The organism is Streptomyces virginiae, assembly GCF_041432505.1.
Lineage (GTDB): Bacteria > Actinomycetota > Actinomycetes > Streptomycetales > Streptomycetaceae > Streptomyces > Streptomyces virginiae_A.
The window spans coordinates 2,919,075-2,938,355 of record NZ_CP107871.1 but is presented as its reverse complement, the minus strand read 5'-3'; the positions used below and the strand labels follow the sequence as shown (position 1 = coordinate 2,938,355).

Below are 19,281 nucleotides of genomic sequence, written 5' to 3'. Positions count from 1 at the left end.
GGTGGCCGGCGTGCTCGGGCAGGGTGGCATGGGGCGGGTACTGCTGTGTGCGGGGCCCGACGGGCGGCTCGTCGCCGTCAAGCAGGTGCTCGCGCACTTCGCCGACGACGAGGGCTTCCGGGCCCGTTTCCGGCGCGAGGTCGCGGCCTCGCGCAAGGTCTCCGGTGCCTACACGGCTGCCGTGATGGACGCCGACGCCGACGCGCCGACCCCGTGGCTGGCCTCGGTGTTCGTGGCCGGGCCCTCGTTGGGCGCCGTGGTCAAGGCGGACGGGGTGCTGCCCGAGGACGTCGTCCACCGGCTCGCGGCCGGGCTGGCCTCGGCCTTGGCGGAGATCCACCGGGCGGGGCTGATCCACCGGGACCTCAAGCCCGACAACGTGCTCCTCACCGAGGACGGCGTGCGCGTCATCGACCTCGGTATCGCACGGGCCACCGAGGCCGAGGCGGAGGGGGACACCGGGCTGACGCGTACCGGGTGGGTGATCGGTTCGCCGTCGTTCATGTCGCCCGAGCAGGCCGAGAGCAAGCAACTGACGCCGGCGAGCGACGTGTTCTCGCTCGGCTCGTTGCTGGTCATGGCGTTCACCGGCAGCAGCCCCTTCGCCGGGGCCTCGACCCTTCGGACGCTCTACGACGTGGTGCACTCCACCCCCGACCTGAGCGCGGTACCGGTCGGGCTGCGCGGGATCGTGGAGCGCTGCCTGGCCAAGGATCCGGCCGCCCGGCCCACGCCGGCGCAGCTGCTCGAACTCCTCGGGCCGGTCGCTCCGGCCGGTCGGCAGTGGCCGCCCGCCGTGGACCGGATGCTGGCCGAACAACGGGCCGCCATCGAGCGGCTGTTGTCCGGTGGGACGGTGGATGTGGTGGCGCCGCCGGAACCGCTCCCCGAGCCGGAGCCGGAGCCGGAGCCGGAGCCCGAGCGCGATGAGGTGGTGAAGCGGGCGGCCGAAGCCACGGAGTCCGCACCGCCCGTCATTCCTCCCCGGCCGACGAGCCCGCCGACCGAGCCGTCGCCCACCCCGCCCCGGAGGCGGTCGCGGACGGTGGCGCTGGTGGCCGCCGGAGTGCTGGTGGCGACAGGGGCCGGCGCGGGTGCGTACGCCCTGGACCGGGCGGCGGCAGGTCCCGCGGCCTACGCCGACGCACCGGCCTGCCAGAGCGCCGCCCGGTACATCCCGCTGACCGGGCGGGAACCGAAGGATGACTTCCACAGCGCGAGCGAGAACCAGGCACACACGATGTGCACCTGGTACAGCTTCGATGCCGGCAGACGGACCGCGCTGGTCCGGTGGGACGTCAAGCGGGGCGGTGACGACAGCGCCAACGCGAAGCTCCAGCAGACCGGTTTCGCCGCGGATGCGGTCGACGGGAGGCGGGTGAACAACCTCGGGTTCGGCGACGGGGCGTACTGGGAGTCCGACGGCACCACCGAGTGGACCTGTGCGCTCTCCGTCCGGCACGGCAATCTGGTCGTCTGGGTCGGTCTCTACCATCCCGGGGCGTGCGAGCAGAAGGCCAAGGAGGTCGCCAAGGCGGCGCTGAAGCCGGCGTCGGTCACATCCGGCTGAGCCCCTCCGCCTGCTTCTCCTGTTGCCGTCGCACCATCTCGGCGATCCAGGCGGGCGCGAACGGGGACGTGCAGTTCGGGGGCGTCGGGTAGTCCTTGAGGACTTCCAGGCGCTCGCCGATGTCGATCGCGCGGGCGCGGTACTCGGGGTGCTCGATCCCGATCTGGGCCAGGCAGTGGTTCATCGCCCACTGCAGCCGCTCCGGGGCGTCCTTCATGTCCGCCTCGATGGCATCGAGCAGCCCCGGGAGGTCGAGGCCGTCGGGCTTCTTCGCGACCCGTTCGGTGGTCAGCGCCCAGCCGGCACTCGCGATGACCGGGTCGGGATCCGCGAACCAGGCGCGTCGCAGTTCCTCGACGTGCGGGCTCTTCTTCACCACGTAGTTCACGAGCCAGTCGTGCACCTTGGGGGTGCGGGCCTCGCGGAGCATGGTGTCCAGCTCGTCGCGCTCGAAGGCCTTCGGGCGGCAGATCAGCAGCGCCAGGAGCCTGGCCGCGGTGTCCTCGGTCCTCCAGAGGTCGCGCGCGAGGTCCTGCTGCGTCTTGAGGCGCTTGGCGATCGCGCGGAGCTTGGTGAGGTTCACGCCGTGATCGTCACCGTGCCGCTCGTTGACCTCGCGCATCCGCGGGTCCTCCAGAGCCGCCAGCTCAGCCATGACCTCCTCGACCGTCGTCCCGGTCATCTCGGCCTCCTGCCCGTCGTGGATGATTTCCGGCCAGCCTATGGCCCCGCCAACCGGACATGCCGGTTCGCGGGGCCACGGCTGGTCGGGGCGGTGACCCGCCTCAGCGGAATTCGTGGGTCACCTGGATGTCGCCGACGATGTGGGCGTTGAAGTCGTCCAGCTCCTCGGCCGGAACCCAGAGCTCCAGGATGGTCCGTCCGCCCGCCTGCTGGACGGGGTAGCGGCTCAGGAACTCCGCGTCGACCTCGAAGCGGGTGACGAAGCCGACGCCGCTGTGCTTCACGTTCCAGTCCCGGGCGATCCTGATCGCGTAGTCCTCGTTGAGGACCGGGTAGAAGATCGGCTGCTCGGGCAGTCGGGGCGGCCACGCACGCCAGTTCAGCTCCCGCACCAGGGCCAGCTCCTCGGGGCCGGTGGGGCGCCACAGGGTCGTCGTGGTCCGGGGGCTGGTCATGTGCGTCGCTCTCTGAACGGGTCCGTCGGTGCGGCGGGTCGGGGGAGCGGACGATACCGGCACCGCGAACCCGGCGGCCACGCGATTTCCGCGCCGGCGGTCACGAGCTCCTACTGCGCGGCCGCGGCCTTCGCGGCGGCCATGGTCTTCTGTTTGGCGGCCAGCGGCTCCGCCAAGACGCCCTTGTCGGCTTCGATCGCGAACCTCTGGTATTCGCTTTCGGCGTCGGACCATATGCCGACCAGGTTCACCTTCTGCTTGCACAGGACGTCGGCGAGCGCGACTTCCTTCTCGTGGGTGCCGGCGGTCGCGGAGCTGAATTCCTTGTCGTTGATCGCGGCGAGCGGATCGGGGTAGGTGTGCCCGGATTCCTTCATGCATGCCGACCACGCCTCGGTCGCTTTCACCACCGCGGGAGCCTTCTGGGACTTCAGGTAGCTTTCCATGTTGAGCTTCTGGGGAAGGGCCAGGGCTCCCTGCAGATCGGCCTCGTGGAGTTCCCGCTGCGCCTGCCCCGCGCACCCGCCTTCCGGTACCGGGACGCCGTTGTGCGTGGTGGCTTCGCCCGTGACGAGCGGCATGATCTCCGATGGGTAGTCTTCGGCCGTTTTCGCCGTGTCTGGCACGTGGTATCCGTGTTGCTTCGCGAGTTCCGCGTCGGCCAGACCGTAGCGCCGCTCGTTCGTTTCGATATCGGCGGTTTCCCGCGCCCTGGGGGTGTACGGGGCGCCCAATCCGCCCAGGCACCGCCGCATGAGGGAATCGCGGGCGCGGGCGAGTTCGCCCGCGTCGGTCGTCGTCAGCAGGTAATCGTCCAGCGGCAGCTTGAGGGCCTTGCTGTCGGCGAGCCGGTGCGCCGCGGTCGGGCCTGGGGTTGCGGCGGGGGCGGCGGGGTCGGCCATGCACGCCGACAGGAACGGGAGCAGGAGCACCGCCGTACCGGCACACGCTCGGGAGGAAAAGGTGGTCACGTTCACTGTCCTCGACGAATTCCTCTACGGGGGCGAGGAAGGGTGTTCCGCGGCCGCGGAAGGCGGTCGCGGAACACCCTTTCCCGGTCCGGGTGCCGATACTGCTCAGCAGATCATGTCCCGGACGGAAGCGTTGTTGTTGTACGTGTTCACGAGATTCCGGGACGTGTGCGCATGAACGGTGTCGTACGGGCCGGAGTAGTTCGAGTTGTAGTAGACCCGGTAACAGTAGTTCGAGGCGTTCTGGGTCGACGCGGCATTGTTCTTCACCAGCTCGCCCTCGCCGGTGGCCCAGGTGGTGAATATTTCCCCGGCGAGATTGGGTACGTCACCGTCCGTGAACCACCGGGCTCCGGCCTGGTTGGAGTTGTAGTAGAGGCAGAAAAAGCCGGTCTGGCAGGCGTACGCGCTGGCCGGGGTGGCCATTCCGATCGTGACGCCGGCTGCGGCGGCCAAGAGTGCCAGGGTCCGCTTCATGCGCATGATTCATCCCCCTACGTCGTGGTGTTCGCGCCGACGCCGTAACGGGCGCGACGAAGGGGAGTTGGTTCCCGAGAACGGCACGCTCGGACCCGGGCCGGCCGTGTCGGTGCCGACTATAGTGAATGGTCCATAGGGACTCAACAGCCCGTATATAAGCCCGAGTTGAGGTGTATTGGGTTTGGCGGACCCTCCTGTCGAGGGTGCGCTCAGATGTGCAACTCGGGCGGAAAACCGGTCCATCGCAGCTCATTCGGCAGATGTCGCATGTCGTTGGAGAACAGGACGGAGGCGGGCCGGTCGGGCGCGTACCGGATGACCGTCAGGGCGGCATTGGAATGATTCAGGCCGAGCCAGCGCCATTTCGGCGCGAACATGGCGTCCCGAACGAGCCAGGCCACCAGGAAGTTGTGCGTGACGACCAGCTCGTGCCGATCCTCGTCGCCGTCCACCGGCCCGGTGAACAGGTCCATCGCCCGGCGGGCCAGCCCGGGCCCCTGCTCCCGTTCCTCGGCGGAGGCGCCTGCGAGGAAGTTCAGGAAGAGGTCCGCCGATTCGGCCGGGAGTTCCTCGCGGTCCGGTAGGTACGGGACGTAGTCGCCGGCCACTTCCGTGCGGTGCAGGGGGACGCCCGTCAGCTGGTCGCCGATCAGGCGCGCCGTCTGCTCCGCGCGGGGAAGCGGGCCGTGGTGGACGGCCGCGAGCGGGACGTCCCGGAGACGTCGGCCCAGCAGGACGGCCTGCCGGCGGCCGTTCTCGGTGAGCCCGCTCTCGTCCGGCAGCGCCTCGCCGTGGCGGACGAGGTAGAGGTATCGGGTGGCCGTGCCGGTCATTACTGACTCCTTCGAACCGGTGATCGATCTTGTGCATCGATGGACGTCGCCCCTTGCGGCGCCGGTTCCCGCCTCCGACTCACCCACCATCTGACCTTCCGTCAGATTGGAACGTGTTCTAGTCTGCCGCGCATGGGCATCGGAATCACGCAGGAGCAGCGGGAGTTGGCCGAGGCGGTGCGCGGCTGGGTCGCGCGGGCCGTGCCTCCCGAAGAGGTCCGCAAGCTGCTCGACACCCCGCCGCAGACCGGGGCGCGGCCCGCCTACTGGGACGCGCTGACCGCACAGGGACTGCTCGACTCGCACCGGGACGGCGGCACCCTCCTCGACCTGGCCGTCGTCGTCGAGGAGACCGCCCGGGCCGCGCTCCCCGGGGCGTACCTGCCGAGCGCGCTGGCCTCCGTCCTGCTGGATCGGGCCGGCGCCGAGCCGCTCGAAGGCCGGGTCGGGGCGGTCGCGCTCGGGCCCGGGACCCTGACCGCCGTCGCCGTCGAGGGCGGCGGGTACCTGCTCGACGGACTCGCCCCGCCCGTGCTCGGCGCCGGCGAGGCCGACCTGGTGCTGCTCGCCGCCGAGGCGGCGCACGGCACCCGCTGGTTCGCCGTGGACGCCGCCGCGCTGGACATCCGTACGCACGAGAGCGCCGACCCCACCCGCCCCACCGCCGAGGTGCGGGCGCGCGGTGTCACCACCGCCCCGGACCGGCTGCTGGACCTGGACGCGGCCCTGGTCCGGGACCTGGCCTGCACGCTCTTCGCCGCCGACGCCTGCGGCACGGCCGCCTGGGCCCTGCACACGGCCGCCGCCTACGCGAAGGTGCGCGAGCAGTTCGGCCGGCCCATCGGGCAGTTCCAGGGCGTCAAACACCTGTGCGCCGACATGCTCGTCCGGCTGGAACAGGCCCGGGCGCTGGCCTGGGACGCCGCGCAGGCCATGGACGAGCCCGCCGAGGTGCGCGCGCTGGTGGCCGCGCTCGCCGCCGGGACCGCCCTGGACGCCGCCTACACCTGCGCCAAGGACTGCGTCCAGATCCTCGGCGGGATCGGCTTCACCTGGGAGCACGACGCCCACATCTACCTGCGGCGGGCGCTCGTGGCCCGCCAGCTCCTCGGGCCCGGCGACGGGCACCGGGTCCGGGCCGTGCGGTGCGCGGCGGGCGGTGCGCGGCGCGAGCTGCGCCTGGAACTCCCGGCGGAGGCCGAGACGTACCGCGCGAAGGCCCGGACCGCCATCGCGGACGCGCGCGGACTCGATCCGGCCACCGCGCGCCGGATCCTGGCCCCCACCGGCTACGCGGCCCCCTACCTGCCGCCCCCGTACGGGCTCGGCGCGGGCCCCGTCGAGCAGCTCGTCGTCCAGCAGGAACTGGGCGAGGCCGGGGTCAAGGTCGCCGACCTCGGGATCGCCACCTGGGTGGTGCCCTCGCTGCTCGCCTACGGGACGCAGGCGCAGCGGGAGGCCTACCTCCTGCCGACCCTGCGCGGCGACGTCACCTGGTGCCAGCTCTTCTCGGAGCCGGGCGCGGGCTCCGACCTGGCCTCGCTGCGGACCCGGGCGGAGCGGCGGGAGGACGGCTCCTGGCGCGTCAACGGCCAGAAGGTGTGGACGAGTTCCGCGCACAGCGCCGATTTCGGGATCCTGCTGGCCCGTACCGACCCGGCCGCGCCCAAGCACAAGGGACTCGGCTACTTCGTCGTCGACATGAAGAACACCCCCGGCATCGACATCCGGCCGCTGAAGGAGATCACCGGCGAGGCCCTCTTCAACGAGGTGTACTTCGACGACGTGGACCTCCCGGCGGACGCGCTCGTCGGCGCGGCCGACGACGGCTGGAAGGTGGCCCGCAACACCCTCGGCAACGAACGCGTCCACATGGCCGACCAGATGACCTTCGACACCGGCCTGGAGGCGCTCCTCGGACGCGCCGCCGACCTCGACGGCACCTACCGGGCGCGGATCGGCGCGCTCGCCGCCGAGGCGCACGCCCTGGCCTGCATCGGGCTGCGCACCACGCTCCAGCAGGTGTCGGGGCTGGAGCCGGGCGCGGGTGCCTCCGTACGCAAGCTCGTCCAGACCCCGCACCAGCAGCGGACCGCCGAGCTCGCGCTCGAACTGCTGGGACCGGCGGGCGCGGTGCGGGAGGGGGCGGGCGAGCGGGCGGTGCACGGGATGCTCATGTCCCGCTGCCTGACCATCGCCGGGGGCACCACGCAGGTCCAGCTCAACGTCGTCGCCGAGCGGATCCTCGGCCTACCCAGGGACTAGGAGTTGTCGGGCATGAAGTCGTACATCGTGGGCGTCGGCATGACGAAGTTCGAGAAGCCGGAGTCGCGGGACTGGCAGTACTGGGACATGGTGCGGGAGGCCGGATCGGCGGCGCTCGCGGACGCGGGCGTGGACTACGGGCTGGTCGAACAGGTCCCGGTGGGCTACTGCTTCCAGGCCTCCACCGCCGGCCAGCGGGCGGCGTACGAGCTGGGGCTCTCCGGGGTGCCGGTCTACAACGTCAACAACAACTGCGCGACGGGCTCGACGGCCCTGATGATGGCGCGGCAGTTCGTGCAGGGCGGCATCAGCGACTGCGTGCTGGCGCTGGGCTTCGAGAAGATGAAGCGCGGTGCGCTGGGCGGGGGAGCGGACGGCGGGGACTTCACGACCTCGCCGGTGGCCCGGCACTACGGGATCATGGCCGCGGGCCACGGCTTCGAGATGTCCCCGCCCACGGCGCAGATCTTCGGCAACGCGGCGCGCGAGCACATGGAGCGGTACGGGACCACGGCCGCGCAGCTCGCGGCGGTCGGCGCGAAGAACCACCGGCACTCGGCGAACAACCCGAACGCGCAGTTCCAGGACGTGTACTCGGTCGAGGAGATCCTGGCGGCGAAGGAGATCCACGCGCCGCTGACGAAGCTCCAGTGCTCGCCGACCTCGGACGGCGCGGCGGCGGCGCTGGTGGTCTCCGAGCGGTTCGTGGTGCGCCACGGGCTGCACGACAAGGCCGTGGAGATCGTCGGCCAGGCGATGACGACGGACACGGAGGCTTCCTTCGCCTCGGGCTCCTGCATCGACGTGGTCGGCAAGCCGATGACGGCGGCCGCGGCCCGGCAGGCGTACGAGGCCTCGGGGCTCGGCATCGAGGACGTGGACGTGGTGGAGCTGCACGACTGCTTCTCGATCAACGAGCTGCTGACCTACGAGGCGCTCGGCATGTGCGGGGACGGCTCGGCCGGGAAACTGGTGGAGTCGGGCGCGACCACCTACGGCGGGCGGTGGGTGGTGAACCCCTCCGGCGGGCTGATCTCCAAGGGCCATCCGCTGGGGGCGACCGGGCTGGCGCAGGCGGCGGAGCTGGTCTGGCAGCTACGGGGCGAGGCCGGGCCGCGGCAGGTCGCGGGGGCGCGGGTGGGGCTGGCGCACAACATCGGGCTGGGCGGCGCGGCGGTGGTGACGATGCTGCGGCGGGGCTGAAAGGCGCTTTCGGCCGTGGGGGCGGAGCGCTAGGGGGTGTCTTGCCGATCAGGGCGGGCTCGCGGCGCCCGGCACCGCGCCTCGCCGCGTTGTCCTCGGTCGGCGACGCTCCGCGTCGCCTCCCTCGTCCGCCTTGCGATACACGGCACCGACCACCGCTCCCTGTTCCGCCCCGATCGACAAGACACCCCCTAGGGCCTGTCTTTCGGATCAGGCGGGCCCGGCATGATCCGAAAGACAGGCGCTAGGCTCCGCCCCCGTGAGCGAGATACGTGAGACGTCCTTCCGTGCCACCGGCACCGTGACCAGGGACGAGTACGACGAGGCCGCCAAGGCGGCGGGGTTGTTCCGGCGGGGCCGGATCGTGGGCTCCCTCGGTACGGTCCTGCTCGCTTCGGCGGGCGTGTCGCTGTCCTCGGACGGTCTCACCCTGCACCCCGTCCCCCTCGGGATCGCGGCGGCGTACGGCCTCTTCGCGCTGCTGGTGCTGCCGCGGTGGGCGGTGGCCCGGGGCTTCCGCAGCGGCAGGGCCGCCGAGGAGAAGCGGGTCGTGGTGGACGGCACGGGCATCGAGGTGTTCCGGGGCGAGGAGTCGCAGCTGATCGTCTGGGACGAGATGCGCTACTACCACGAGACGCCCCGGCTGCACGTGTTCGTGGGCCGCTCGCGCCGCCGGACGTGTCTCGTGGTGCTGCCCAAGCGGCTGTTCACCGCCCCGGGCGAGAGCGAACTCCTCGCCGCCTTCGGCCACGAGCAGGCCGGCGACGGCTGCTAGGCCGTCTCTTCCGGATCCTGCCGCCCCGGCCCCGGCCCCGGCTCGGCCCCGGCCCGCCCCTCGCCCGGTCAGAGCTTCTCGATGTCCTTGTGCTTCACCTCGGCCGAGTCGGAGTGGTAGGCGGCCAGGCGCACCTTGAGCGGGTGGCCGACCGGCGCCTTGACGATCCTGTCCGGGTACTCGCCCAAGCCGGTGCCGCCGCAGGAGGGTTCGCTGGTCAGGCTGCTCCAGCCGGTGGGGCTGTGCGGGTCGTTCCAGTCCAGCCAGGCGCAGTCGCGATCGCCGCCGGTGACGTGCACCGAGACGATCCTGACCGCGTTCGCCGCGCCGTCGACGCGCTCGTAGGCCACCGATCCGGTGCTGTGGTGGAGGCCGTTGCCGGCGTCCAGGGGGACCACCAGGAGCGGCCCGGCCGACGTGTCGGCGGTGGCCGGGACAGCTCCCGCGGCGAGGGTCGCGACCACGAGCGCGGCGGCGGTGGACAGGGCGGATGAGCGCATGATTCCGTCTCCCCGGAACTAGGTTGAGGGAGCCTCATCCTGCTCCGCTGCGCGCACGCGCGCTGCGGCGGATTCCGTCAAAATCGGTGGCCGGGACGGGACGCTCGCGCCCCTGCCCGCAGGCCCGGATCAGCGGGCCGCCACCTTCAGTTCGCAGCGGTCGTCCGTGCACTCCCGTTGCAGGCGGCCCCGGGAAAGCGTCTGGGCCAGCCCGATCGCCCAGCACATCGGGCAGCCGCGCAGCGCCAGCAGACCGACCGGGGCGAGGGCCAGGGTGATCGGGCCGTAGAGCGGGAGAAGGGCGACGGAGCCGGCCAGGGCGCCGAGGCCGATCGCGCCGCGGACCAGGTGTCGGGGCAGGGTGGAGCTCGCGAAGTCGGGGCCGTCAGTGATCGGCATCGTCGCCTCCAGGAGTCGGGTAAAGGGTGTGTCGAAGGGCCGCGCGGGCCCGATGCAGCCGTGATTTCATCGCGGCGGGGCTGAGCCCGAGCGCGTTCGCGGCCATGCGGCCGCTGTAGCCCTGGATGTCCCGCATGATCAGCACCCGCCGCTGGTCGGCGGGGAGGGCGGCGATCGCCCGCGCCACCCGGGCGGCCTCCAGGCGTTCCAACACCTCGTCCTCGGCCGACATCACCGCTTCGCTCGTGTCCGGCAGCACAGTGCGCTCGCGGGGCAGCAGCCGGGCCCGGCGCAGGCACTCGTTGCGGACGATGCGGAACATCCACGAGGCCAGGGCGCCGGACGCGCGCAGCATGCCGATCCGCCGGTAGAGGATGATCAGCGCCTCCTGGGCCGCGTCCTCGGCGTCCTCGGGGGAGGCGCACAGCGAGTACGCGAACTTCCGCACGTTCGGGTGCGATCCGGAGACCAGCGCGGTGACCGCGTCGAGGTCCCCGCGCTGCGCGGCGACGATCAGCGGCTCGGCGGGCCAGGTCGACTCAGCCACGGGAGCGGCTCCGTCGGCGCGCCACGAGGACGGTGCAGGTGCAGAGCAGGAGCAGGACGACGGCGCCCACGGCGACAAGAGTGATCACGACAACCTCCAGGTCAGGTGCCGATCTCGGCGTCGGCACATGCATAAGAGGCGTGGGCACCGCGAAAGGATTCGCAGGAATCCGATCGAGTTCATCCCAGGGCCGGGTCCACCACCGTCTCGCCCGTCGAGGCGCGCCGGACGCAGTCTGCCAGGTCCCCGATCGGGCCGTCCCGCAGCACCAGCCCCACCGCGCCGGCGGCGAGGGCGGCCTCCGCGAGGCCGGGGTGCGCCGAGCCCGTCAGGACCAGCACCCGGCACTCCGGATCGTCGGCCAGCAGAGCGGTGACGGCCGCGAGCTCCTCCACCAGGGCCACCGCGGGCCGGGCCATGGGATCCCGGACCACCTCGATGTCCGGCTGGAGGCCGAGCTGGAGCGCCAGGGCCGGATTCGGTGGCTCCAGCAGGACGCGCAGGGCGCGGACCTCACGGTGGTCAACAGGCATTTCTTCCACGCGGGCAGGGTATTGCCCCGCCCCCCGGTGGGCACGCAACACGCCCCGCACGCAGTGAATCTGACGTCAAGTCAAGAGTCTTCCCAAGTGTGGGGGTGTGCGTTATACATTCCCTCACCGGCCGGGCCTAGAACGCGTTCTAGAACCGGCCCCCGCATGCGACCTCGGTGCGGCCGACGGTGCGGACGGCCGCACCGAGGTCTTCCACGGCTCTTCCACAGCTTCGCCCCGGCTCTTCCACGGCCCCGGTTCTCCAACGACAGGGAGCAGCATCCCCATGCCGATCGATGCCGCCAAGGCCCTCGCCGCCGACCCCCGCCTGGGGGACATCGGCTGGGACCACAAGGACATCCAGCTCTACCACCTCGGCCTCGGCGCGGGCCGGCCGGCCACCGACCCGGACGAGCTGCGCTACACCCTCGAATCCAAGCTCCACGTCCTGCCCAGCTTCGCGACGGTCGCCGGCGCCGGGATGGCGATGATGGGCGGCCTCGCCGCCCCCGGGATCGACATCAACCTCGCCCACGTGCTGCACGGCGGCCAGTCCATCGAGCTGCACCGGCCCATCCCGGTCAAGGGCCGGGCCACCTCGACCGCCCGGGTCGCGGCCCTCTACGACAAGGGCAAGGCCGCCGTCGTCGTCCTGCGCACCGAGGTCGCCGACGCCGACGGGCCCCTGTGGACGAGCGATGCGCAGATCTTCGTCCGGGGTGAGGGCGGGTTCGGCGGCGAGCGCGGTCCCTCCGTACGGGAGGAACTGCCCGAGCGCGCCCCGGACCGCGTCGAGGAGCGGCGCATCCGTGAGGACCAGGCGCTCCTCTACCGCCTCTCCGGCGACTGGAACCCGCTGCACGCCGACCCCGAGTTCGCCAAGACGGCCGGCTTCGACCAGCCGATCCTGCACGGCCTGTGCTCGTACGGGATGACCCTCAAGGCCGTCGTCGACACGGCCCTGGGCGGGGACGTCTCCCGGGTCCGCGCCTACCGCACGCGCTTCGCCGGGATCGTCTTCCCGGGCGAGACGCTGCGCATCCGGATGTGGCAGGAGCCCGGCCGGGTCCTGGTGTCGGTGACCGCCGTCGAGCGGGACGACGCGCCGGTCCTCGCCGACACCGTCGTCGAGCACGCGTAGCCACGAGCGCGCGTAGCCACGAGCACGCGCAACCGCGAGTACGAGAACCAGACCGTACGAGTACGAGACCCAAGGAGCCGCACCGTGCGCGCAGCACTGCAGAGCGAGATCGGCCAGGACAAGCTCGAAGTCGTCGACGACATGGAGGCCGTGGGCCTCGGCCCGGGCAAGGTGAAGATCCGGATCAAGGCCACCGGCCTGTGCCACTCGGACCTCTCCGCGATGAGCGGCGTCCTGCCGCAGCCCGCCCCCTTCATCCCCGGCCACGAGGGCTCCGGGGTGATCTCCGACGTCGGTGACGGGGTCACCACCCTCAAGCAGGGCGACCGGGTCCTCGTCTGCTGGCTGCCGCCGTGCGGCCACTGTCCGTCCTGCAAGCGCGGCCAGGGTCACCTGTGCCTGGCGAGCCTGGTCAACGCGGGCACCCCCAACTTCCGTCGCGCGGGCGGTGACATCTTCGGCTTCGCCGCGACCGGCACCTTCGCCGAGGAGCTCGTGGTCGACGCCTCGTGCGCCGTCCCGATCCCCGACGACGTGCCCTTCGACATCGCCGCGCTGATCGGCTGCGGGGTCACCACCGGCCTCGGTGCGGCCATCAACACCGCCAAGGTGGAGGCCGGATCCTCGGTCGCCGTCATCGGGTGTGGCGGCGTCGGCATCTCCGTCATCCAGGGCGCCAAGGTCCAGGGTGCGGCCCAGATCATCGCCGTCGACCCGGTGGAGTCGCGGCGCGAGGCGGCCCTGCGGTTCGGAGCCACCGAGGCCGTGGGTCCCGAGGCCTTCGACGACGCCAAGAACCGGATCACCGGCGGCGAGGGCTTCGACTACGTCTTCGAGGTCGTCGGCAAGTCCACCACCGCGCAGACCGCCTACAAGATGACCCGCCGCGGCGGCAGCGTGGTGATCGTCGGCGCCGGCGCGATGGACGACAACTACCAGATCGACATGTTCTCGCTCTTCTTCGACGAGAAGAAGATCCTGCCGTCGATGTACGGCGGCGGGGACGTGCTCCGCTCCTACGAGCGCACCATCGCCCTGTGGCGGGCCGGCCGGGTGGACCTGGCGAGCCTGATCACACACCGGGTGCAGCTCGCCGAGATCAACGACGCGCTCGACCAGATGCGTACGGGCGTGGCCCTGCGCACCTGCATCGAACTCTGACCAGCTCCGAGACCTGCGAGAGGAACGCTACGGATGTCACTCCCACTTGAGGGGCTCTCCGCCATCGTGACGGGCGCGGGCCGCGGGCTCGGCCGGGCCGAGGCGATCGAGCTCGCCCGGCTCGGCGCGAGCGTGGTCGTCAACGACTTCGGCCAGAGCGGCCGGGACGGCTCAGGGGAGGCCTCGGCCGCCCCGGCGGAGGAGGTCGCCGCGGAGATCCGCGCCGCGGGCGGTCGGGCGGTGGCGCACCTGGGCGACGTGGCCGACTTCGAGCAGGCCCGGGAGCTGATCGAGTTGGCGGTGTCCCGTTTCGGGAAGCTGGACATCCTGGTCAACAACGCGGGCATCCTGCGCGACCGGATGGTCTTCTCGATGTCGGAGGAGGAGTGGGACTCGGTGATCCGGGTCCACCTCAAGGGCCACTTCAACACCACCCATTTCGCCTCCGTGCACTGGCGCGAGCGGTCGAAGGCGGCCGGCGGCCCGGTCTACGGCCGGATCGTCAACACCTCCTCCGAGGCCTTCCTCGGCGGCTCGGCCGGTCAGCCGAACTACGCGGCGGCCAAGGGCGGCATCGTGGGCCTGACCACCTCCACCGCCCTGGCGCTCGCCAAGTACGGGGTGACGGCCAACGCCATCTGCCCGCGGGCCCGTACCCGGATGACCGAGGACGTCTTCGCCGGCTTCGCAGTCCCGGACGAGGGCAAGCTGGACGCCCTCGCCCCCGAGCACGTCTCACCGCTCGTCGGCTACCTGGCCTCGCCCGCCTCCGCCAAGGCCAACGGTCAACTGTTCGTCGTGCACGGCGGCATCGTGGCCGTCATGGAGCGCCCGAGGGTGGCCGCCAAGTTCGACACGGCCAAGGAGTCCTTCTCCTACGAGGAGCTCGACGAACTCCTGACCCCGCACTACGCGTCCCGCCCGGCGAACGAGACCTTCGCCGCGACGGAGGTCCTGGGCCTCAAGCACGCCTGAGCCCACCGGCGGCGACCGCCCCTTGCCCCCTGCCCCTAGCGCCCCGCCAGCGGTGCCTGCTGGAGCGGGACCGGGCGGGGGGCGGTCGGCGTGGGCGACTCCAGGACGACCGGCGGGGGAGGCGAGGCCGGCAGCTCCAGGCCGACCATCCCGCAGGACACCTCGGGGGTCGCGTACGGGAGGTGCAGGCGGCCCTGCGCGCTCCACAGGCCGCTCCCGCCGAGCCAGCCCGTCGGGGCGGCGAGCCGGAAGACCTGCCGGTCGGCGGGCCGCCACAGCCCGATGTCGCCCTCGGGCAGCCGCAGCGCCACCCCGCAGGTCTCCGGCATCAGGGACTGGCCGGGCTGGACCGCGAACGGCCGGGCCTCACCCGTTCGGGCCAGGCACTCCGGGAAGCGGACGGGCAGGGAGCTGCCGAGCACGCCCCAGCCCAGGCGTGCGGTGCCCGGGGCGTCGGAGCGGATCAGCAGCAGCCCGCTGTCCGGGTCGGCCAGCAGCAGCCGGTCGTCGCTGTCCTCGGTGATCTGCAGCAGCGGGGACACCCCGGCGCTCGCCAGGTCCACGGCGACGGCCTTGGTGATGCCCTCCAGTTCGCGGTCCAGGGCCAGCAGCCGGCCCGCCCGGTCCAGCCAGACCCCGCCCGAGCACCGTCCCGGGATCCGGGCGACGGGCCGCGGCCCCGACGGGTCGCCGGTCACCTGCCAGACCGTGGTCACGGTGTCCTCCGCGGCCAGGGCGAAGGCACCGGTACCGGCCGGGCACGGCGGGAGCAGGCGCACCCGTACGCCCTCGCGCACCTCCACCCCGCCCAGCTGGAGCTCGCCGGTGCTCGGCCCGGTCTCGGCTCCCGTCGGGTACAGCAGTGCGAAGGCGTGCCGCTCCGCCACCCGCCGGTGGATCAGCACCCGCCCGTCGGCCAGCGGCAGCACCTCGCTGTCCGCCTCCTCGGGCTGCGCGAGCGGCAGCGGTACCGCGTACGCCTCGGGCCCGGCGAGGGTCCAGCGCTCCGCGTAGAGGGCGTCGCCCTCCCCGGCCAGCCGGGCGGCGTACGACCCGTCCGCGGCGATGGTGAACGCGGTCGTGGTCGTCATTTCGATGGCACAGACAGTCATCCGTGGTCACCTCCGGGGGGGAAGCTAGTTTTCGGGCATCACGGCGAACAACACCACCAACACCGCTTCACACATACGGGTGTCCGGGCGGCGATTCGTGCGTGGCGGACGGGGCGTTTGTGCTCGTCGGTATCGGGGCGGGGGCCCGCGGCCGGTCCGGGACGAGGGCCGCGGCAGGCACGGGGCGGGACGGCGGACAGAAATGTTCCGGTATGTCCCGCCCGTGGGGTGGGGGCCTCGTCCGGCAGGGCTGTCCTGACCGGGACGGTCGCCCCGGACGGTAGCCTTGGCCCGTGCCCCGTCTCTCTGAAGTCATCGCCGCGCTGGACGCTCTCTGGCCCCCCTCGCGGGCCGAGCAGTGGGATGCCGTCGGAACCGTCTGCGGCGACCCGGACGCCGAGGTCACCCGGGTCCTGTTCGCCGTGGACCCCGTTCAGGAGATCGCCGACGAGGCGGTGAAGCTGGGTGCCGATCTGATCATCACCCACCACCCCCTCTACCTGCGCGGCACCACCACCGTCGAGGCCGGCACCTTCAAGGGCCGCGTCGTGCACACGCTGATCAAGAACGACATCGCGCTGCACGTCGCGCACACCAACGCCGACACCGCCGACCCGGGAGTCTCCGACGCCCTCGCCGGCGCCCTCGACCTGCGGATCACCGGCCCGCTCGTGCCCGACCCGACCGATCCGGAAGGCCGCCGCGGCCTCGGCCGGATCTGCGAACTGGACCACCCCGAGACCCTGCGCGAGTTCGCGGCCCGCGCCGCGGCCTGGCTGCCGCCGACCGCCCAAGGCATCCGCGTGGCCGGCGACCCGGACATGCCGGTCCGCCGCATCGCCGTCAGCGGCGGCTCCGGCGACAGCCTCTTCGAGCAGGTCCGCGCCGCCGGTGTGGACGTCTTCCTGACCGCCGACCTGCGTCACCACCCGGTGTCCGAGGCCCGCGAGACGAGCCGCCCGCTCGCCCTCGTCGACGCCGCGCACTGGGCCACCGAGTGGCCCTGGTGCGAGCAGGCGGCCGCGCAGCTCGACGCCGTCTCCGAGCGCCACGGCTGGGGTCTGCGGACCCACGTCTCGCACACGGTCACCGACCCTTGGACGGCCCACGCGCCGTCCGTCACACCCCCTTCTATCTCTGGAGCCCCCAACTGAACGCCGAGCCCGCCGACCAGATCCGACTTCTCGACGTCCAGGCCCTGGACGTCCGGCTGTCTCAGCTCGCCCACAAGCGCAAGTCGCTGCCCGAGCACGCCGAGCTCGACTCGCTCACCAAGGACCTGGCGCAGCAGCGCGACCTGCTCGTCGCCGCCCAGACCCAGGCGAGCGACACCGCGCGCGAGCAGACCAAGGCGGAGCAGGACGTGGACCAGGTGCGCCAGCGCGCCGTCCGTGACCAGCAGCGGCTCGACTCGGGCGTGGGCATCTCGGCCCGGGACCTGGCGAACCTGCAGAGCGAGGTCGTCTCCCTCGCCAAGCGCCAGGGTGACCTGGAGGACGTGGTCCTGGAGGTCATGGAGCGTCTGGAGGGTGCGCAGGAGCGCGTCACCGAACTGACCGAGCGCGTCACGGCCCTGGAGGCCAAGGCCGCCGACGCCACCGCGCGCCGTGACGCGGCGACCACCGAGATCGACACCGAGGTCGCGAAGGTCACCAAGGACCGCGAGGTCATCGTCGCGTCCATGCCGACCGACCTGATGGCGCTGTACGAGAAGATCCGCGTCAAGCAGGGCGGGGTCGGCGCCGCGCGCCTCTACCAGCGCCGCTGCGAGGGCTGCCGACTGGAGCTCGACATGGCCGAGGTCAACGAGATCAAGGCCGCGGCCCGCGACCAGGTCGTCCGTCACGAGAACTGCGGCCGCATCCTGGTCCGTACGGCCGACTCGGGCATCTGATGCCGCGCTTTGTCGTGGAGGCGGACGGCGGGTCCCGGGGCAACCCGGGGCCGGCCGGCTACGGCGCGGTGGTGCTCGACCCGGCGACGGGCGAGACGCTGGCCGAGCGCGCGGAGTACATCGGTGTCGCGACGAACAACGTGGCCGAGTACAAGGGTCTGATCGCCGGGCTCGCGGCGGCCCGTGAGCTCGCCTCCGACGCGCAGATCCTGGTCCGGATGGACTCGAAGCTGGTCGTCGAGCAGATGTCGGGCCGCTGGAAGATCAAGCACCCGGACATGAAGCCGCTCGCCGCCGAGGCCGCGCGGATCCTGCCGCGCGCCCAGGTGACGTACGAGTGGATCCCGCGCGAGCAGAACAAGCACGCGGACCGGCTCGCGAACGAGGCGATGGACGCGGGCAAGCGCGGCAAGCAGTGGGAGCCGTCGGCGTCCACGGCCGCCCTCGACCACGGTGCGGCGCGCGCCCTGGCCACCCCGCCGGCTCCGGTGGGTCCGCCCGGGGACGCGGCGAAGGGGGCCGCGGCCGTGCGCGCGGCCCTGGTCACCGCCTCCGCCTCCGCGGCCAAGGCCACGGCGGCCCAGGAGCTCGCGGACACGCTGTTCGCCGACGCCGAGGCCCTGACGGAGGCGATCGAGCCCTGCCTCGACGCCGATGCGCCGGCCGTCGCCGGCAGCCACGGCTGGGGCCCGGACATGGGGGCGCCGGCCACCTTCGTGCTGCTGCGGCACGGCGAGACCGCCCTCACCCCGCAGAAGCGCTTCTCCGGCAGCGGCGGCAGCGACCCCGAACTGTCCCCGGCGGGCCTGCGGCAGGCCGCCGCGGTCGCCGAGGCGCTGGCCGCCCGCGGCACCGTCCAAACGATCATCAGCTCCCCGCTGCGCCGCTGCCGGGAGACCGCGCAGGCGGTCGCGGACCGTCTCGGCCTCACGGTGACGGTCGAAGAGGGCCTGCGCGAGGTGGACTTCGGGGCGTGGGAGGGTCTGACCTTCGCCGAGGTGCAGCAGCGCTTCCCGGACGACCTCCAGGCGTGGCTGGACTCCCCGAAGGCGGCCCCGACGGGCGGCGGCGAGAGCTTCCTGTCCGCCACCCGCCGGATCTCGGCGACCCGCGACCGCCTGCTGTCCGCGCACGCGGGCCGCACGGTCCTGCTGGTCACCCACGTGACCCCGGTCAAGATCCTGGTCCGCCTGGCCCTGGGCGCCCCGCCGGAAGCCCTGTTCCGCATGGAACTCTCGGCGGCCTCCCTGTCGGCGGTGGCCTACTACGCGGACGGCAACGCCTCGGTCCGCCTCCTGAACGACACGTCCCACCTGCGGTAGCCCTGGCGGTGCCCCTGGCGGGGGGCCGGGCGGGGTCCGGGTCGGTCTGGGGGCCGGGGTTCGGGCGCGGTGCGGGGTGGTGCGCGGGGCCGGGCAGGGGTGTCTCCTCGGCTCGCGCCGTTCCCTCGGGCGGGGCGGCGGGGTCCGATGACGGTGCGGGGTGGTGCGCGGGGCCGGGCAGGGGTGTCTCCTCGGCTCGCGCGATGCGGGCATGTCTCGGCTGTGTGCGGTGGTTGCGCGCTCGTCCTGCGGGGACACCCCTGCCCGTCCCCGCTCCCCACGCGTCGGGGCGGCTTCGGGGCCACTGTCGAAGTTCTGCCGTGGGGCGGGGGCACGGTGGAGTGTCCCCGCAGGACGAGCGCGCACCACCGGCTATGGCAGAGACATGCGGTACCGCGCGAGCCGAGGAGACACTCCGCCGGGGCACCGCCCCACACCACCCAGCCCCGCCGGCGTTTGAG

The 19,281-nt window shown here is 72.4% G+C and carries 20 protein-coding genes; 10 read left to right on the top strand and 10 right to left on the bottom strand.

Features of this window, described 5'->3' with window-relative positions; translation table 11 throughout:
* The first annotated feature begins 10 nt into the window (after positions 1-10).
* The gene (locus OG624_RS13715; RefSeq protein WP_371639455.1) at positions 11-1,570 is read left to right on the top strand and encodes a serine/threonine-protein kinase; all 1,560 of its coding nucleotides are present in this window, start codon (positions 11-13) and stop codon (positions 1,568-1,570) included.
* Here the strand turns inward: OG624_RS13715 and OG624_RS13710 are convergent.
* From OG624_RS13710 to OG624_RS13690, 5 genes are all read right to left on the bottom strand, one after another.
* Positions 1,557-2,252: a DNA alkylation repair protein gene (locus tag OG624_RS13710; protein WP_371639454.1), complete on the bottom strand. Its 696-nt coding sequence runs from the start codon at positions 2,250-2,252 to the stop codon at positions 1,557-1,559. The genes OG624_RS13715 and OG624_RS13710 overlap by 14 nt on opposite strands.
* A 103-nt stretch (positions 2,253-2,355) precedes the next feature.
* A complete protein-coding gene (locus OG624_RS13705; protein WP_033227027.1) occupies positions 2,356-2,709 on the bottom strand; it encodes a hypothetical protein in 354 nt (117 codons plus the stop codon).
* Between the two features lie 110 nt (positions 2,710-2,819).
* Entirely contained in the window at positions 2,820-3,680 is an 861-nt protein-coding gene (locus tag OG624_RS13700) for a hypothetical protein (protein WP_158712008.1), read from the bottom strand.
* Between the two features lie 105 nt (positions 3,681-3,785).
* A complete protein-coding gene (locus tag OG624_RS13695) occupies positions 3,786-4,163 on the bottom strand; it encodes a peptidase inhibitor family I36 protein (protein ID WP_033226999.1) in 378 nt (125 codons plus the stop codon).
* Positions 4,164-4,369: 206 nt separating this feature from the next.
* Positions 4,370-4,993 (bottom strand): histidine phosphatase family protein, encoded by a 624-nt coding sequence (locus OG624_RS13690; RefSeq protein ID WP_033227001.1) that lies wholly within the window; start codon positions 4,991-4,993, stop codon positions 4,370-4,372.
* A 132-nt stretch (positions 4,994-5,125) separates the two neighbouring features.
* On the opposite strand from OG624_RS13690, the gene OG624_RS13685 reads away from it, so the two are divergent.
* The 3 genes from OG624_RS13685 to OG624_RS13675 all read left to right on the top strand — a co-directional run bounded on the left by OG624_RS13685 (position 5,126) and on the right by OG624_RS13675 (position 9,236).
* Positions 5,126-7,258: an acyl-CoA dehydrogenase gene (locus tag OG624_RS13685; RefSeq protein WP_033227003.1), complete on the top strand. Its 2,133-nt coding sequence runs from the start codon at positions 5,126-5,128 to the stop codon at positions 7,256-7,258.
* 12 nt (positions 7,259-7,270) lie between these two features.
* Positions 7,271-8,461 carry a lipid-transfer protein gene (locus OG624_RS13680; RefSeq protein ID WP_033227005.1) on the top strand — a complete coding sequence of 397 codons (1,191 nt, stop codon included), beginning with the start codon at positions 7,271-7,273 and terminating at the stop codon, positions 8,459-8,461.
* A 259-nt stretch (positions 8,462-8,720) separates the two neighbouring features.
* Positions 8,721-9,236 (top strand): YcxB family protein, encoded by a 516-nt coding sequence (locus tag OG624_RS13675; protein WP_266357545.1) that lies wholly within the window; start codon positions 8,721-8,723, stop codon positions 9,234-9,236.
* 68 nt (positions 9,237-9,304) lie between these two features.
* On the opposite strand, the gene OG624_RS13670 is transcribed toward OG624_RS13675, so the two are convergent.
* The 4 genes from OG624_RS13670 to OG624_RS13655 form a co-directional block, all read right to left on the bottom strand.
* Positions 9,305-9,736 (bottom strand): hypothetical protein, encoded by a 432-nt coding sequence (locus OG624_RS13670; RefSeq protein ID WP_033227009.1) that lies wholly within the window; start codon positions 9,734-9,736, stop codon positions 9,305-9,307.
* A gap of 129 nt (positions 9,737-9,865) precedes the next feature.
* A complete protein-coding gene (locus tag OG624_RS13665) occupies positions 9,866-10,135 on the bottom strand; it encodes a hypothetical protein (protein WP_033227011.1) in 270 nt (89 codons plus the stop codon).
* Positions 10,122-10,682 carry an RNA polymerase sigma factor gene (locus tag OG624_RS13660; protein WP_033227012.1) on the bottom strand — a complete coding sequence of 187 codons (561 nt, stop codon included), beginning with the start codon at positions 10,680-10,682 and terminating at the stop codon, positions 10,122-10,124. Before OG624_RS13660 ends, OG624_RS13665 begins: the two co-directional genes overlap by 14 nt.
* 179 nt (positions 10,683-10,861) lie before the next feature.
* Entirely contained in the window at positions 10,862-11,215 is a 354-nt protein-coding gene (locus OG624_RS13655) for a response regulator transcription factor (RefSeq protein ID WP_078909768.1), read from the bottom strand.
* A gap of 286 nt (positions 11,216-11,501) precedes the next feature.
* Between OG624_RS13655 and OG624_RS13650 the strand changes: the two genes are divergently transcribed.
* The 3 genes from OG624_RS13650 to OG624_RS13640 all read left to right on the top strand — a co-directional run bounded on the left by OG624_RS13650 (position 11,502) and on the right by OG624_RS13640 (position 14,492).
* Positions 11,502-12,356, top strand: coding sequence for a MaoC/PaaZ C-terminal domain-containing protein (locus tag OG624_RS13650; RefSeq protein ID WP_033227013.1), 855 nt, complete (start codon positions 11,502-11,504; stop codon positions 12,354-12,356).
* An 84-nt stretch (positions 12,357-12,440) separates the two neighbouring features.
* On the top strand, positions 12,441-13,517 hold the full coding sequence (locus OG624_RS13645; protein WP_033227015.1) for a Zn-dependent alcohol dehydrogenase: 1,077 nt from the start codon (positions 12,441-12,443) through the stop codon (positions 13,515-13,517).
* A 33-nt stretch (positions 13,518-13,550) separates the two neighbouring features.
* Complete coding sequence (locus OG624_RS13640; RefSeq protein ID WP_033227016.1) at positions 13,551-14,492, top strand: 3-oxoacyl-ACP reductase; 942 nt, start codon at positions 13,551-13,553, stop codon at positions 14,490-14,492.
* A gap of 35 nt (positions 14,493-14,527) precedes the next feature.
* Here OG624_RS13640 and OG624_RS13635 read toward each other — a convergent pair whose 3' ends face one another.
* Positions 14,528-15,604: a hypothetical protein gene (locus OG624_RS13635; RefSeq protein ID WP_033227017.1), complete on the bottom strand. Its 1,077-nt coding sequence runs from the start codon at positions 15,602-15,604 to the stop codon at positions 14,528-14,530.
* A 293-nt stretch (positions 15,605-15,897) separates the two neighbouring features.
* On the opposite strand from OG624_RS13635, the gene OG624_RS13630 reads away from it, so the two are divergent.
* The 3 genes from OG624_RS13630 to OG624_RS13620 are packed head-to-tail and all read left to right on the top strand — an operon-like array spanning position 15,898 to position 18,820.
* Positions 15,898-16,758, top strand: a complete 861-nt coding sequence (locus tag OG624_RS13630) for a Nif3-like dinuclear metal center hexameric protein (protein ID WP_033227018.1) — start codon at positions 15,898-15,900, stop codon at positions 16,756-16,758.
* Positions 16,755-17,498 carry a zinc ribbon domain-containing protein gene (locus OG624_RS13625; protein ID WP_202505767.1) on the top strand — a complete coding sequence of 248 codons (744 nt, stop codon included), beginning with the start codon at positions 16,755-16,757 and terminating at the stop codon, positions 17,496-17,498. Before OG624_RS13630 ends, OG624_RS13625 begins: the two co-directional genes overlap by 4 nt.
* On the top strand, positions 17,498-18,820 hold the full coding sequence (locus OG624_RS13620; protein ID WP_266441374.1) for a bifunctional RNase H/acid phosphatase: 1,323 nt from the start codon (positions 17,498-17,500) through the stop codon (positions 18,818-18,820). Before OG624_RS13625 ends, OG624_RS13620 begins: the two co-directional genes overlap by 1 nt.
* Positions 18,821-19,281 lie beyond the last annotated feature (461 nt).

Excerpts from the sequence above, each read along its gene's own strand:
- OG624_RS13670 (WP_033227009.1), bottom strand. The coding sequence starts at position 9,736 with ATGCGCTCATCCGCCCTGTCCACCGCCGCCGCGCTCGTGGTCGCGACC.
- OG624_RS13665 (WP_033227011.1), bottom strand. The coding sequence starts at position 10,135 with ATGCCGATCACTGACGGCCCCGACTTCGCGAGCTCCACCCTGCCCCGA.
- OG624_RS13690 (WP_033227001.1), bottom strand. The coding sequence starts at position 4,993 with ATGACCGGCACGGCCACCCGATACCTCTACCTCGTCCGCCACGGCGAG.
- OG624_RS13710 (WP_371639454.1), bottom strand. The coding sequence starts at position 2,252 with ATGACCGGGACGACGGTCGAGGAGGTCATGGCTGAGCTGGCGGCTCTG.
- OG624_RS13705 (WP_033227027.1), bottom strand. The coding sequence starts at position 2,709 with ATGACCAGCCCCCGGACCACGACGACCCTGTGGCGCCCCACCGGCCCC.
- OG624_RS13680 (WP_033227005.1), top strand. The coding sequence starts at position 7,271 with ATGAAGTCGTACATCGTGGGCGTCGGCATGACGAAGTTCGAGAAGCCG.
- OG624_RS13695 (WP_033226999.1), bottom strand. The coding sequence starts at position 4,163 with ATGCGCATGAAGCGGACCCTGGCACTCTTGGCCGCCGCAGCCGGCGTC.
- OG624_RS13650 (WP_033227013.1), top strand. The coding sequence starts at position 11,502 with ATGCCGATCGATGCCGCCAAGGCCCTCGCCGCCGACCCCCGCCTGGGG.
- OG624_RS13635 (WP_033227017.1), bottom strand. The coding sequence starts at position 15,604 with ATGACTGTCTGTGCCATCGAAATGACGACCACGACCGCGTTCACCATC.
- OG624_RS13685 (WP_033227003.1), top strand. The coding sequence starts at position 5,126 with ATGGGCATCGGAATCACGCAGGAGCAGCGGGAGTTGGCCGAGGCGGTG.
- OG624_RS13655 (WP_078909768.1), bottom strand. The coding sequence starts at position 11,215 with ATGCCTGTTGACCACCGTGAGGTCCGCGCCCTGCGCGTCCTGCTGGAG.
- OG624_RS13620 (WP_266441374.1), top strand. The coding sequence starts at position 17,498 with ATGCCGCGCTTTGTCGTGGAGGCGGACGGCGGGTCCCGGGGCAACCCG.
- OG624_RS13640 (WP_033227016.1), top strand. The coding sequence starts at position 13,551 with ATGTCACTCCCACTTGAGGGGCTCTCCGCCATCGTGACGGGCGCGGGC.